The organism is Halorussus sp. MSC15.2 (assembly GCF_010747475.1).
GTDB lineage: Archaea > Halobacteriota > Halobacteria > Halobacteriales > Haladaptataceae > Halorussus.
In genome coordinates, this window is sequence record NZ_VSLZ01000002.1 from 337292 (window position 1) to 351189 (window position 13898).

The window sequence follows — 13898 nt, forward strand, 5'->3', positions numbered from 1 at the left end:
ACTTGCCAGCGAACTTCCGGCTCAGACGGTTCTATGATGAACTACGAAACGTGGAGACCCGTCTACGAGTCGATACTGGACGACTTCGGATTCGACCGCGAGGCCGACGAACGCGCCCGCGACGCGCTGGCCGACCTGACCCGCGAGTTCGACCGCTCGCGTCTCGACGTGTCGGGCGAGACGGTCGCCGTCGCGGGGGCCGGTCCCTCGCTGACCGACCCGGACGACCCCCGTCGCCCGGACGAACTCGACCGCGCCCGCGAGGCGGACGCCGTGTTCGCGGCCTCGACCGCCGCCGACGACCTCCGTGAGGCGGACGTCCGAGTGGACTGCATGGTCACGGACCTCGACAAGAACCCCGAGACCGCCCGCGAGTTGACCGAGGCGGGCACGCCCGTCGCGGCCCACGCCCACGGCGACAACGTCCCCGCGGTCCGCGAGTGGGTTCCGGAGTTCGACGCCGAGAGCGTCCTGCCGACCACGCAGGCCCGACCGGTCGCCCACGTCCGGAACTTCGGCGGGTTCACCGACGGCGACCGGGCCGCGTTCCTCGCGGACGCGCTCGGTGCGGACCGACTCGTCTTCGTCGGGTGGGACTTCGAGGACCCGGACGTGGACGAGATGAAGGCGAAGAAGTTGGAGTGGGCCGAGCGCCTGCTCCGCTGGCTCGAACGCAGGCGCGACGAGCGGTTCGAGGTGCTGGACGGTCGCCGCGAGGGAATCGACGTCAGCGAGTTCCCGGGGTGAAGGGATAGCGCAGGTTACCGACGCGAGAAGACGTGCGGGACTCCGACTTGGGAGGAACAGGTTCCGATACGGCCCGTTCCCCGACGCCGAATCGGCGCGGACAGTTTTGTCGCTGCGTCCCGTTCCCCGAGTAGAGCTGACCCGAAATGAGCGTCTTGGCGGAGCTAACCGTTCCAGCGAGCGAGTTCGTACTGGCCGATACCCTCACGAACGTGCCGGGTATGCGAATCGAAATCAAGCGAGTCGTCGCGGGGACCGAGCGCATCACCCCGTACTTCTGGGCCACCGGCGGGGAGTTCGATGCGTTCGAGCGGGGTCTCCGCGAGGACCCGACGATTCAGGACATCCTGACGCTCGAAGAGCAAGACGGCGACGAGCGGTTCTACCGCGTCACGTGGCAGTCGGGCAGAGCGAACCTCCTGACTGCCGCCTCCGACGCGAAGGCGACGATTCTGGAGGCGGTGAGCGACGAGGAGTCGTGGCAGCTCAAAGTCCTGTTTCCGAGCCGAGACGCGCTCTCGGAGTTCCACGACTTCTGCGTCTCGAACGACTTCTCGTTCCGACTCGAACGCGTGTACCACGCGGAGAACCCGCAGGAGAGGGCCGAATACGACGTTACGGACGAACAGCAGGAGGCGCTCACTGCGGCGTACGACGCGGGTTACTTCGAGGTGCCGCGACGGACGACGCTGACCGAACTGGCAGACGGACTCGACATCTCGCGCAACGCCCTGTCCGCCCGCCTCCGCCGCGGCCACCGGAATCTGCTCGCCAACACGCTCGTCCACGACGAGTGACCCCCTCGGTGACCCCATAAAACGGTGGTAGTGCTACCACCCCGGACCTTTCGGTGAGACGGAACAAGTACCGAAGGCGGTTTCAGTGGTACGATGAATCTCAACGACGAACGAACGACTAGCGACGCCGCAGAGTCAGCCAACGACCCCGCGGGCGTTTACCAGCAGCGCGAGGGCGAGACGACGACCGAAGCCGTCGTTCGGGCGATGAGTTCGGTCGTGGGGCGTCGGGAGACCGAACTGAAACCGATTTACGCGGCGGTAGACCCCGACGCGCTGGACGCGCTCTTCGACGGGAGGTGGTGCGGGACGTCGGACGACGGTGGAGGGTACATCGTCTTCGACTACGAAGGCCATCGCGTCTGTGTCGAGAAGGACGGAACAGTGGCCGTTTACGAACCGGAGTGATGCCGAACTGACGACTTCCGATGTGGCCTGCACACGTGGCGACGCGATGGTCGTCCCTCTCTCGAGATAATACGAAAGAACGGAGGAGGGCGCACCGCTGAGAAGGTCGTGTAGCCGCGTCCGGACTCAGGGTTCCAAGACGACCTTGCCGACCGTCTGGCGGTTCTCGATGGCGGTGTGGGCCTCGGCGGCGTCTTCGAGCGGGAACGTCTCGCCGACCACGACCTCCAACTCGCCCGCGGCGAGCATCTGCTGGAGTTCGGGCACCGACTGCAGGATGCGCTGGGGGTCGCGCTGGGTCGCGTTACCGAGGTGGAAGCCGACGACGGACTTGTTCTCGAAGAGGAGTCGAGTCGTATTGACCTCACCGGGTTCGCCGCTGGCCGCGCCGTAGGCCACGACTCGCCCGAAGTGCGAGAGCGCGTCGATGCTCCGCGCGAACGTCTCGCCGCCCACGCCGTCGAGGACGAGGTCCACGCCCTCGCCGTCGGTCTCTGCCTCGACGACCTCCCGGAAGTCCTCCTCTTCGTAGTTGATGGGGTGGTCGCAGCCGAGTCGCTCGGCGAGTTCGAGTTTCTCGTCGGTGCTGGCGGTGCCGAACACCTCCGCGCCCGCCGCGCTGGCGAGTTGGACCGCCGCGGTGCCGACCCCGCCCGCCGCGGCGTGGACGAGGACGCGTTCGCCCTCCTCCAGTTCGCCCCACTCGTGGAGGACCGCGTGGGCGGTCAGGAACTGGACCGGGAACCCGGCGGCCTCGGCGAACGACATCGCCTCGGGCACCTCGAACAGCGAGTCGGCGTCGGCGAGCGCGTAGTCCGCGTAGGCTCCTCGGCCGGTCATGGCGACGACTCGGTCGCCCTCCTCGTGCTGGACCCCTTCGCCCACCGCGTCGATAGTCCCCGCGGCCTCCATGCCCGGGACGTAGGTCGGTTCCGGGCCGCCGACGTAGTGGCCTCGACGCTGCATGATGTCGGCGAAGTTGACGCCCGCGGCCTCGACTTCGAGGCGGACCTCGCCCTCGGCCGGTTCCGGTTTCTCCGCGTCCGTGAGTTCCAGTACGTCGCTGTCGCCGAACTCGGTCACTTCGACTGTACGCATGGGTTCGGCTTCGAGCGCGAGCCGGATAAACTCTCACATCGTGGTCTGTTTTTTCCGGTTCGTCTTCGGTCCCGACGAAGTTCCCGACGCCACCAAAACGGCCTATCGAGGTCGATTCGAGTCGTGCGAGCGCCCCTCGCGGACCGCCAGCACCCGGTCGTGGACCCGGGGAACGAACGCGAGAAAGAGGAGAACCTGCACGGCGATTCCCGCGGCCAACAGTCCCCAGTTCCACGCCGGGTCGCCGGGGTGCATCACGCCGAGCGCGACCGTCTGCTGGGAGAACGGCCAGAGAGGTTCCACCGGGTTGTCGGCGATGGGTATCATCAACAGGTCCGCGAACAGGTGGCTGGCGAGACCGGCGAGCGCCCCCGCGAACCCGAGGGCGAACGCGGCCCGCGGTCTGAACGCGGGCACGCTCTCGATACGCCGGGCGGCCCACGAGACGTTCGCCGAGACGAACGCGAGTGCGAGTCCGACCGCGAGACTCCCAACGAGTGCGAACAGCACGGTGTGCGGGCCGCCGTGGTGGTGCGAGAACGGAATCTTGCCGTCCACGTCGGGCAGGAGCGCGGTGGCGAGCGCCAGCGCCGCGACCGGCGGGTACCGACGCCTGCGGTCGAGCGCGAGGGCGACCGGCGCGACGAACAGCAGTGCCATGCCGACGTGCCCCAGCGGATACATACGGTTCGTAGTTCGGGGACGCCATTAAGCCCGACGGCGGGCATCCGAACGTAGCGTTCTCGCTCGCCACGCAGCGAAAGTGTTACCGGACTGGTCTGTGAGGGTCGCGTATGCGTGGCCTCAAGACGATGCTGTTCGGCATCGCGGTCATCTGCGCCAGCGGTTTCTTCGTCGTGGCGGAAGCCGTCCGTGGCGTCTCGGATAATCCGTTTACTTTAGGACTCTTCGTGGGTCTGCTTCTCAGTTTCCTCGGACTGCTGATGAGCGACGGGAGCGGCGCCAGTACCGGAGACGGGACGGACGAGGCGCGCGGCGACGGGAACGGCGTAGACGGTGCAGACGGCGACGAGAAGGGAACAACCGATGCGGACGACCCCGACACCACCAGCGACCCGGACCGCTACTCTCCCAATCGCTTCCCGCCGATGTAGAGTCGCTCGGGGTCGGGCCGACCCTCGGTGAAGGGACCGCGGTACTCCATCAACTGGAGGAGGACCCCGGTCGGATTCCGCGGCGAGACGAACGCCTCGGCCCACCCCTCGTAGTCGGTCCGGTCCACGACGCGGACCTCTTCGGCTTCGAGCGCGGCTATCGCGGCGTTCAGGTCGGCGACTTCGAGCGTGACGTGGTGCATCCCCGGCCCGTTCTCGGCGAGGAAGTCGGTGAGGAACGACGCCTCCCCCTCGACCGGTTCGACGAGTTCGATTCGGGAGGCGTCGCCCAGCAGGTAGTAGGCCCACCGGAACGCGCCGGTCGGGTCCGTCTCGTGGACGAGTTTCTCGGCCCCGAGCAGTTCCAGCAGGGGTTCGGCGTCGGCCACGGAGCGGACCGCGATGCCGACGTGGTCCACGCGTACGTCGGGCATCTCGGTCTCGACCGAGTCGGTCTCGTTCGGGTCAGTTTCGGTGGAGTCCGTTTCGATAGGGTCGGTCTCGACGGAATCGGTCACGGTTCCCGTCTGCGACCTCGACCCGGATAGGCTTTACGCGGCTTCTCCGGTTCTCTCGGCAGCGAAAATCGCAGAATAGTAACGACGGTCGGTCAGGGTGTGCCGCGTGGACTGAGTCCGGAACTACTCCTCTGGGGCGAGCGCGTCGATGGTGGCTTCCAATTCGTCCTGCTCCGCGCCGCGGGGGAACGACACCGCGACCCGGTCCAGACCGTCGATGTTCTCGAACTTCCGGAGTTGCGCGCGGGCCTCCTCGGGGGTCCCCACCGCGCCGAGGTCAGAGAGCAGGTCGTCGTCGATGGCCGCGCTGGCGGCCTCCGGGTCGCCGTTACCCCACGCCGTGGCGACCGCTTCGGCGGTCTCCTCGTAGCCCTGCCGCGCGAGGGCTTCCCGGTAGAAGGTGCCCATTGCGCCGACGTAGAACGCGAGGTGCTGGCGCGCGAGTTCTCGGGCGCGCTCGCCGTCCTCGGAGACCGCGCAGGTCATCGAGAGCGTGGCGCGGACGTCGTCGGGGTCCCTGTCGCCGAGTTCGGCCCCCCGTCGGAGGTCTTCGAGGCGGTCCCGAATCCCGTCGGGCGTGAGCATCAGGGCGTGCCACCCGTCCGCGAAGCGCCCGGCGAGTTCGACCGACTTGGGACCCATCCCGGCCGCGTCGATGGCGACGGGCGTCTCCGGCGGGTCGCTCCGAAGACGGAACCCGCCGAGCGTGAACTCCTCGCCAGCGTAATCGACGGTCTCGCCCGAGAGGACCTTCCGGACGATGTCGATGTACTCGCGGGTCCGACGGAGGGGTCGCTCGAAGCTCTGGCCGTGCCACCCCTCGATGACGGCGGGACCGGAGGGACCGATGCCGAGGCGCATCCGACCGTCGGAGAGTTCCTGCAGGGTGGCGGCGGTCTGGCCCACGAGCGCCGGGGACCGCGAGTAGACGTTCAGAATCGACGGCCCGATACCGATGTCCTCGGTGCGCTCGGCCATGGCCGAGAGGACTGTCGCGGCGTCCCGGCCCCACGTCTCGGGGAGCCACGCCCGTCGGTAGCCGCGGTCTTCGGCCCGCTGGGTCAGCGAGACGATGTCGTCGATACTCGGTTGCGCGGCGACGGGCAGGTGGACGGTTCGGTCGGTCATGGGCGAGACCACGGAACCGGACCCCATAGTTCCCATGCCAACTGTCGGGACCGGGAACGAGGTTTATCGAGCGACCGGTTTGGCTCCTCGAGTCGAGACCGCCGCGAATCCCGCCACCCTGCACACTCTAGACAGAAGGTTGATACGACTGCCGGCGATAGCTCAGAGTCGATGAGCGACGACACCTCGCCCGATAGCCTGCGCGACTGGCTGACGTGCTCCGGGAGACGGACCACGTCGTCGAACTCCTCCGTGAAGCCGGGAGCAGCGCCGCTATCGTCCTCGTAATCGGTCTCGTCCTGTTCGGTGCGAGCGGCGTCTGGCCGCCGATGGTCGCCGTCGAGAGCGGAAGCATGGAACTGCACATGCAGCGCGGTGACCTCGTATTTCTGATGGACGAACAGCGATTCGCGCCCGACGTCGCTACCCGAAGGACCGGCGTCGTCACCTATCGAACCGGCTAGACCGAGGGCTACCGGAAGTCGGGCGACTCCGGCGACGTCGTGGTGTTCCAGCGAAACGGCAGAGAGCGGACGACACCCATCATCCACCGGGCGCGGTTCTGGGTGAACGAGTCGGAGAACTGGTACGACGAGGCGAATCCGAACCACGTGCCTGGTGACAGTTGCGCCGACGTTACCAACTGTCCGGCACCGAACGCCGGGTTCGTCACGCTGGGCGACGCCAACCGGTACTACGACCAAGCGGTCGGACGGAGTCGCCCGGTCCGACCGTCGTGGATTCGCGGGACCGCGGAGGTCCGGGTTCCGTACCTCGGCCACATCCGTCTCGCGCTCCAGTAACTGGAACCGGTTACAAAACTCGCGTTCGAACCGATATTCGGTTTCTCAGTAAACCTAAGTCAGTTACGGCGCTGTGTGTCACCCATGGAGCGTCCGGTCGCCGAGATACGGGGGAGAGCGGTCGAACTCTCGACCGGCGAGGTGACCGGCGCGGTCGGCGACTCCGTGACGGTCCTGCCGGTCGTGGTCGCGGTGTCGTCGCTGACCGACCTCCGACTTCCCGTCCTCCTGCTGTGGTTCGGCGCGTTTCAGGTCGTCTGGGGCGTCCGGTACGGTGCGCCCGTCTCGGTCGAACCGATGAAGGCGCTCGCGGCGCTGGTCATCGCCGGGTCGCTGACGGTGCCCGAACTCGCGGCGGCCGGGACGCTCGCCGGCGGGGTTCTGCTCGCGCTCGGAACGGCGGGCGCACTCGGTGCACTCGCCGAGCGCATCGACCCGTCCGTCATCCGCGGCGTCCAGTTGGCCGTCGCGCTGGTCCTCCTCCGGACCGGCTTCGAACTCGGTGCCGGGGCACCGAAGACCGCGCTCGCGGCCGGAGCCGTCGGGGTCGCGGTCGTCGCACTGGGCCGTCCGCGGGCCAGCGCGCTGGTCGTCCTCGCGTTCGGGGTCGCGCTCGCCGCCGCCGAGACGGGCGCGCCGAGTTTCGCGGTGCCGGAGTTCGGCGGGAGCGCCGGTGCGCTCGCACTGGGACTGGCCGAGTTCGACCCGACGACGAACGCGCTCACCGCGACCGGCGCGCAACTGGCGATGACGATAGGCAACGCCGCGGTGGCTACCTCGCTCCTGCTGGGCGACCTCTACGACGCCGACGTGTCGCCCGACGAACTGGCGACGAGCATGGGTGCGATGAACTTGGTCGCGGTTCCGCTGGGCGCGCTCCCGATGTGCCACGGGAGCGGCGGCGTGGCGGGCAAGCACGCCTTCGGTGCCAGAACCGCGGGCGCGAATCTGGTCCTCGGCGGACTCTACGCGGCGGCCGCGCTGGTCGCAGTCGATTTGGTCGCGGCGTTCCCGATGGCCGCGCTCGGGGTCGTTCTCGCGCTGGTCGCGGTGGAGTTGGGCAAAGCGAGTCTGACCACCGACACGCTCGCGCTTACCGTCGGCGTCGGCGTCCTCGGCGCGGCGACGAACGTCGGATTGGCGTTCGTGGTGGGCATCGCGGTGTCCGTGGTGGTGAGACGGACTCGATTCCGGCGTTTCCTCGATAAGTTATAACAACCCACACTCCGACCTCCCACCATGGACGACCCCTCAGAGGCCTACGGTCCGAATCGCCAGCGCGAGGTGTACGCCGGCGGGATGCTCGCAGACCGGCGGCCCGAACTCCCGACCGACCCGGAGGAACTCCGCGCGGAGGCCATGGACGCGCTCTCGGAGGAGGCCTCCGCCTACGTCGTCGGGAGCGCGGGCGGCGAGGACACCGCCGACCAGAACCGCGAGGCGTTCCGACGGTGGCGCATCGTGCCCCGAATGCTGCGGGACGTGGCCGAACGCGACCTCTCGGTCGAAGTTCTGGACCAACGACTCCCCGTGCCGGTCCTGCTCGCGCCGGTCGGCGTCCAGTCCATCATCCACGAGGGCGGCGAACTCGCCAGCGCCCGGGCCGCCAGCGACGTCGGCGTCCCGTTCGTCTCCAGTTCCGCGGCGTCGGCCACGATGGAGGACGTGGCCGAGGAGTTGGACGACGCGACCGGGTGGTTCCAACTCTACCCGAGCGCCGACTCCGAGGTGACCGAGAGCTTCGTGAATCGCGCGGAAGACGCGGGCTACGAGGCCATCGTAATCACCCTCGACACGCCGACGATGGGGTGGCGCGAGCGCGACGTTGCCAACGCCTACCTGCCGTTCCTCGACGGCGAGGGCGTGGCGAACTACCTCTCGGACCCGGCGTTCCGCGATTCGCTCGATGCCCCGCCGGAGGAGGACGAACAGGGCGCGCTCTGGCAGTTCATCGAGCAGTTCGGTGACCTCTCGATGGACTGGGAGACCGTGGAGCGCGTCCGGGAAGCGACCGACCTCCCGGTGATTCTGAAGGGCATCCTCCATCCAGAGGACGCCCGCGAAGCGGTCCGCCGGGGCGTGGACGGCGTGGTCGTCTCGAATCACGGCGGCCGACAGGTGGACGGCGCACTCTCGGCCATCGAGGCGTTGCCTCGGGTCGTGTCCGCAGTCGAAGACGCGCGGGCCGCGAGCGACGCCGCCGGGGACGAACGGCCGGACGGCGACGAGTTCGCAGTCCTGTTCGACAGCGGAATCCGGCGCGGTGCGGACGCCATCAAGGCCATCGCGCTGGGCGCGGACGCGGTCCTGCTCGGGCGGCCGTACGTCTACGGACTGGCAATCGACGGCGAGGACGGGGTTCGGGAGGTTGTCCGGAACTTCCTCGCGGACTTCGACCTTACGCTGGCGCTGAGTGGTCGAGATAGCGTATCTGAACTCAGCAAATCCGTGGTCTCGAGATGGATAGCTGACTGATTTCATCACTTTGAAACCGACTGTAACTTCCTTGATCGCCGCTGGTAGCGTTTGTACGTTCGCTTGCCCCAATCGAGGGCGAGTCGGTGATGAGAAGTCAGCAACGTGCTAACACCATCGTAACTTTGTAGCAGAACGGCTACTCGCGATCGATTGTTCTTTTGTAATAGAAACAGAGCAAATGGTATTTCCGAGGGGGCCTCACAGACAGTTACGAATCGTTTGTTTATTATTTCAGAAAATTTAGCACGATCGGTAGACAACAAACGCTTTATACACGGTGATGTGAGGGTGAACTCCGCAGAAAGATCGTCTTCAGTTATTGCCTCGTAATAGAACTGAATGGATTGGTCGAGAATCAATGGCGACATTACTTCGATGGTGTCTGCACCACAAATATAGTTACGTAGATGACGAAGTGGTGCGTCCGGCTCGCTCTTCTTCGGTCGGACGACAGTTACATTTTGAAAGAATGCAGTCGAAAGCTCATCTGTATTTCTTCCTGTTTGAAGTGAATCACCGCATTCAATGATGCCCTCGATTTGCTGTCGCGTCTGGACGAGTTCTCGGTAAGCGAGTCGTCCGAGTGCCGTGGCCCCATATCCCTCACTGGTCCGTTTAGCTGCACGTACCGTTTCTAACTCTCGTACTGCTCTGTCTACCGTTGAACGTGGTGACCCTGTTCTTTCAATTAGTTCCGCCTTTGACTTCCGCTCACCGAGAAGTGAGTTTAGATACCGTTGTCGCTTGATTAGGGTAAGAAGGACGTCATCTGTATTTGTCGGGACCATAGGAAAGGATAATACATTGACATCACTTAATTCCACTGACTTAAATAGTGCAAGGTTTTAAGTAATATGACTTGCCCCCAGATAATTTGGCCACTAGTTTAGCAAAAATATATCGGGAGGTAAGGTATGGCTGGGTATCTAAACCCATGAACAACGAGAATAATAGCAGTCGACGGGAAGTTCTGCGAACCGTTGGTGTCGCTACGGTTGGGCTCGCTGCCACCGTTCCTGCAAGTGCTCGGAAGGTTACCGAATCGGACTCACCGCCCTTGTCGCCCAACTACTACGATGGCCAACGCGTCACAGACGGAAACGACGACGGGTACGTCTCCATCTACAACCAACCCGACACGGACACCTTCGACCAGACTCACGACGGAGACGCGTACAACGACCCATTCGGAACTGCACAGGGAAGTGCAGTTACTGACTCCGAATCCGGCGTTGAGTTCGTAGAAGTTGACTGGGATGCCGGTCTAAGCGGGTGGACACCGAAAAACGGACTGTCTCCAGTTAACACCTACTAGATAGTAGGCCTAACACTTCATTATATTTTGGTAAGGACTGCATAGGCGCCGCTATGTTTGTGTAAAATTGCCATATTTTTAGGCCATATTTCCTCCCTGTATGCTAAGTTTAGCAACTGTTTTATGGTAGGAATTGAAACCTATGTCGTATGCAGAAGCGCACTACGACGCTGTATGTGGCATTCTTTTTGCTTGTAGCTACTGCAGCGTTCACCGTTCTTTCGGTTACAGCTCAACCGACTGCATCGATTGAGAATCCCGACTATACAGTGACAGAAGGGGACCAATTCTCGGTTGATGGTCAGACATACAATGTGACCGATGTCTCGGCACGGATCTCCAAAGGTGAACTCGTCCGTTCAGCAACGGCAAAGTGGGTGAACGCATCCGCACGATACACCGAGACGTGGGCAAACAATTCCACAATTTCGTACCAAAACAACTCGTACCGTGTGTTGATTCCCAACCAGTCGAAACCGTCTGCGGTGACGCTCCGCGAGATTCAGCAACTCGGTAACGATACGACGACGGTGGAGCAGGAGGGGCAAACGTTCGTCATTACCAATGGTAGCGATGGTAATAGAACGCTAGTTCCCATAAAGGAGTACAAGCGCCAGCAGTTCGGTGAACCCGAAACAAAGCGACTGACCACCGGCGGTACGATACAGTATAAAGACAACAGCACCTCTGTCACGAACATCACCCGCGATAGCGTCAAAATCGTGTGGACTGCACCACGAACGAATACTGTGAAGTTCGGTGAGACAACGGCGGTGAAGACGACACTTATCCGCGGTGGCGTGCCCACAGAGATGCAGTTCCCTGCAGGAGGGAATAACGTAACCCTAAACGGAAAGACGTACACATCCCACTACCCGAACAACAGCACGCTCGTACTCTCCGACCAACCGTCAAAGTACCAATCGGCACTCAACGCTGTTAATCACAGGAACGAACGTATTGCCGGTATCTGGGGCGTACTTATCCTCAGTATGCTTGCCACGATACTTCTCACGGGTCTTGCGTTCCTTCCAAACAAATAACTCACACTTCTGCGGTCCTTCGTCGCACGGCTTCTGCGAGAATCAGACCACCCACGACCCCACCCGCATGAGCAAAGATGTTCGTGTTAGTGGTGACCGGACTCGGCGGAAAGAGGAGGTTCGCGAACCCGATACAAAATGCACCGATAAGAACGATGAGAACTACGTCCGGAGATGTATTTGGCCACGTCTGCGAAGCAAGGCCGACCAAGGAAAAGCAAAGTCCGAAGACAGGCACTCCGAGCAACATCAAGTCCGAGCGACGACCGTATCGGACAGCGAGAAGCATTACAATGCTGGACACTATGAGTGTAATGATATAAGCAGCCGCCTCGTCGCTAAAACGATTGCTCACCATTTCCGACAGAATAGCGAGGAGAAAGCCGAGGAACCCTGCGACGATACTTGAGAAGCCGTACGTAACGACGTGACGGCCCGGAAGAAATAGGTAAAACGTAGCGATGTTCACGCTGGACGTGAATAGCGGAAGCACGAAGAGAAGAAGAACGTAAGTCCTCCGAAACCACGTCAGGTTGTCGGAACGGCGACAAAGCAAATAGGTCACCAGCGCTCCGAAGGAGTACCCGAGGAGATTAGCAAAGAGGTGTTCATTGGAGAGGTGGACGAAAGACGAGGTGAAAATGGGTATTGGTCGCGGATGCTGAACAAAGAGGACGAGCGAGTACCGGAGTTGCTTGGTAAACAAATGGTGAACGACGAGGAGTGCTGCCGGGACAGCTAGTAGCATCGTGACATTTACTACCTTGCTCAGCCGCATTTCTACATTATACTAACAGCTCTACAATAAACATATTTTCCTGTTTCTGTTACGGCTATATCTGGTAACCGAGAGTCACCCTTTGGAACGAGAAGAGATCGGACAGGATTCGGTCGCGGAATTGGACGAATCGGTGCTGGTCGAGCGCGATTGACCGACTGTGAACTACGTCCCGAATACCGACCGACGACCCATTGTTTGACGGTCCGCCGGTCCTTCGTCCCGAACATGAACCTTCACTGGCACCGACGGGACCTCCGGGTCGCGGACAACCGCGCGCTGGCCGAGGCAGTCGCCGGTGGCGAGTCCGTACTGCCGGTGTTCGTCTTCGACCCCCAGATTCTCGCCCACGCGAGTCCGCCGCGCGTGGCCGTCCTGCTCGACGCGCTCGAATCGCTCCGGGCCGACTACCGCGAGTTGGGCGGCGACCTGCTCGTGACTCGCGGTGACCCACGCGAGGAACTCCCCCGACTCGCCGACGAGTACGACGCCGACGCCGTCTTCTGGAACCGCGACTACTCCGGGTTGGCGGCCGAACGCGACAGCGAGGTCCGTCTCGCGCTCGACGACGCCGGGGTCTCGCGGGCGGCCTACCACGACGAACTCCTCCACGAACCCGGCACGATTCGGACGAACGAGGGCGAACATTACTCGGTGTTCACGTACTTCTGGAAGAAGTGGCGCGACCGGGAGAAAGACGCGCCGTTCGCCCCGCCCGAGGCGGGGCAAGTCGTCGGTTCTGAGCGAATCGACGCAGCGGAGCGAGTGACCGACCTCCCGTCGCTGGCCGACCTCGGCTTCGAGGAACCGGAGGCCGGGGTTCCTTCCGCCGGGACCGAGGCCGCTCGCGACCGACTCCGGGAGTTCTGCGAGGAGACCATCTTCGGGTACGCCGAGGACCGCGACTACCCCGCGAAGGACGCGACTTCGCGGCTCTCGGTCCACCTCAAGTGGGGGACTATCGGCGTCCGGGAGGTCTGGGAAGCGACCGAGGAGGCCGCCCAGCGCGCGGACGGCGACCCCGACGAGGAGGGGAGCGAGGCCGCGTCGGTCGAGGAGTTCCAGCGCCAACTCGCGTGGCGGGAGTTCTACGCGCACGTCCTCTCGGCCCGCCCGGACGTGGTGACTCGAAACTACAGGGAGTACGAGAACGACATCGACTGGCGGGACGACGACGAGGCCCTGCGAGCGTGGAAGGAGGGCCGGACGGGCTACCCCATCGTGGACGCCGCGATGCGCCAACTCCGGGAGGAAGCGTGGATGCACAACCGCCTCCGGATGGTCGTCGCCTCGTTCCTCACGAAGGACCTGTTGCTCGACTGGCGCGAAGGGTACGACTGGTTCCGCGAGAGACTCGCGGACCACGACACCGCCAACGACACCGGCGGGTGGCAGTGGGCCGCCTCGACCGGAACCGACGCCCAACCGTACTTCCGCGTGTTCAACCCCATGACACAGGGTGAACGGTACGACCCCGACGCGGAGTTCATCGAGCGCTACGTCCCCGAACTCGCCGACGCGAGCGCCGAGGAGGTTCACGGCTGGCACGAACTCGACCCGGACGAGCGCGAACGAGTCGCGTCCGAGTACCCCGCGCCGGTCGTGGACCACGCCGAGCGACGGGAGGCGGCGATTGCGATGTTCGAGGACGCGCGCGGCGACGAGTGAGC

General features: G+C 63.9%; 16 protein-coding genes. 11 read left to right on the plus strand and 5 right to left on the minus strand.

What is annotated here, in order from left to right:
• Positions 1-36: 36 nt before the first annotated feature.
• From FXF75_RS08885 to FXF75_RS08895, 3 genes are all read left to right on the plus strand, one after another.
• Complete coding sequence (locus FXF75_RS08885; protein WP_163521966.1) at positions 37-747, plus strand: 6-hydroxymethylpterin diphosphokinase MptE-like protein; 711 nt, start codon at positions 37-39, stop codon at positions 745-747.
• A gap of 146 nt (positions 748-893) precedes the next feature.
• Positions 894-1544 carry a helix-turn-helix domain-containing protein gene (locus tag FXF75_RS08890; protein ID WP_163521534.1) on the plus strand — a complete coding sequence of 217 codons (651 nt, stop codon included), beginning with the start codon at positions 894-896 and terminating at the stop codon, positions 1542-1544.
• A gap of 93 nt (positions 1545-1637) precedes the next feature.
• A complete protein-coding gene (locus tag FXF75_RS08895) occupies positions 1638-1952 on the plus strand; it encodes a HalOD1 output domain-containing protein (RefSeq protein WP_163521535.1) in 315 nt (104 codons plus the stop codon).
• Positions 1953-2078: 126 nt separating this feature from the next.
• On the opposite strand, the gene FXF75_RS08900 is transcribed toward FXF75_RS08895, so the two are convergent.
• Together FXF75_RS08900 and FXF75_RS08905 are read right to left on the minus strand one after the other, a co-directional pair.
• Entirely contained in the window at positions 2079-3050 is a 972-nt protein-coding gene (locus FXF75_RS08900; protein WP_163521536.1) for an NADPH:quinone oxidoreductase family protein, read from the minus strand.
• Positions 3051-3152: 102 nt separating this feature from the next.
• On the minus strand, positions 3153-3734 hold the full coding sequence (locus tag FXF75_RS08905; RefSeq protein ID WP_163521537.1) for a metal-dependent hydrolase: 582 nt from the start codon (positions 3732-3734) through the stop codon (positions 3153-3155).
• Between the two features lie 110 nt (positions 3735-3844).
• Between FXF75_RS08905 and FXF75_RS08910 the strand changes: the two genes are divergently transcribed.
• On the plus strand, positions 3845-4165 hold the full coding sequence (locus tag FXF75_RS08910) for a hypothetical protein (protein ID WP_163521538.1): 321 nt from the start codon (positions 3845-3847) through the stop codon (positions 4163-4165).
• On the opposite strand, the gene FXF75_RS08915 is transcribed toward FXF75_RS08910, so the two are convergent.
• Complete coding sequence (locus tag FXF75_RS08915) at positions 4135-4599, minus strand: VOC family protein (RefSeq protein WP_163521967.1); 465 nt, start codon at positions 4597-4599, stop codon at positions 4135-4137. The genes FXF75_RS08910 and FXF75_RS08915 overlap by 31 nt on opposite strands.
• A gap of 207 nt (positions 4600-4806) precedes the next feature.
• Entirely contained in the window at positions 4807-5811 is a 1005-nt protein-coding gene (locus FXF75_RS08920) for a TIGR04024 family LLM class F420-dependent oxidoreductase (RefSeq protein WP_163521539.1), read from the minus strand.
• Positions 5812-6026: 215 nt separating this feature from the next.
• On the opposite strand from FXF75_RS08920, the gene FXF75_RS22540 reads away from it, so the two are divergent.
• From FXF75_RS22540 to FXF75_RS08945, 6 genes are all read left to right on the plus strand, one after another.
• Positions 6027-6275, plus strand: a complete 249-nt coding sequence (locus tag FXF75_RS22540) for a S26 family signal peptidase (RefSeq protein ID WP_240334583.1) — start codon at positions 6027-6029, stop codon at positions 6273-6275.
• 42 nt (positions 6276-6317) lie between these two features.
• Positions 6318-6614, plus strand: a complete 297-nt coding sequence (locus FXF75_RS22545; protein ID WP_240334584.1) for a S26 family signal peptidase — start codon at positions 6318-6320, stop codon at positions 6612-6614.
• Positions 6615-6698: 84 nt separating this feature from the next.
• Entirely contained in the window at positions 6699-7829 is a 1131-nt protein-coding gene (locus FXF75_RS08930; protein WP_163521540.1) for a putative sulfate/molybdate transporter, read from the plus strand.
• A gap of 24 nt (positions 7830-7853) precedes the next feature.
• Positions 7854-9089, plus strand: coding sequence for an alpha-hydroxy-acid oxidizing protein (locus FXF75_RS08935; RefSeq protein WP_163521541.1), 1236 nt, complete (start codon positions 7854-7856; stop codon positions 9087-9089).
• 937 nt (positions 9090-10026) lie between these two features.
• Positions 10027-10407, plus strand: a complete 381-nt coding sequence (locus tag FXF75_RS08940) for a hypothetical protein (RefSeq protein ID WP_163521542.1) — start codon at positions 10027-10029, stop codon at positions 10405-10407.
• A 149-nt stretch (positions 10408-10556) separates the two neighbouring features.
• Complete coding sequence (locus tag FXF75_RS08945; protein ID WP_163521543.1) at positions 10557-11450, plus strand: hypothetical protein; 894 nt, start codon at positions 10557-10559, stop codon at positions 11448-11450.
• A gap of 1 nt (position 11451) precedes the next feature.
• Here FXF75_RS08945 and FXF75_RS08950 read toward each other — a convergent pair whose 3' ends face one another.
• A complete protein-coding gene (locus FXF75_RS08950; protein ID WP_163521544.1) occupies positions 11452-12228 on the minus strand; it encodes a rhomboid family intramembrane serine protease in 777 nt (258 codons plus the stop codon).
• Positions 12229-12456: 228 nt separating this feature from the next.
• On the opposite strand from FXF75_RS08950, the gene FXF75_RS08955 reads away from it, so the two are divergent.
• A complete protein-coding gene (locus FXF75_RS08955; RefSeq protein ID WP_163521545.1) occupies positions 12457-13896 on the plus strand; it encodes a deoxyribodipyrimidine photo-lyase in 1440 nt (479 codons plus the stop codon).
• The last annotated feature ends 2 nt before the right edge of the window (positions 13897-13898 follow it).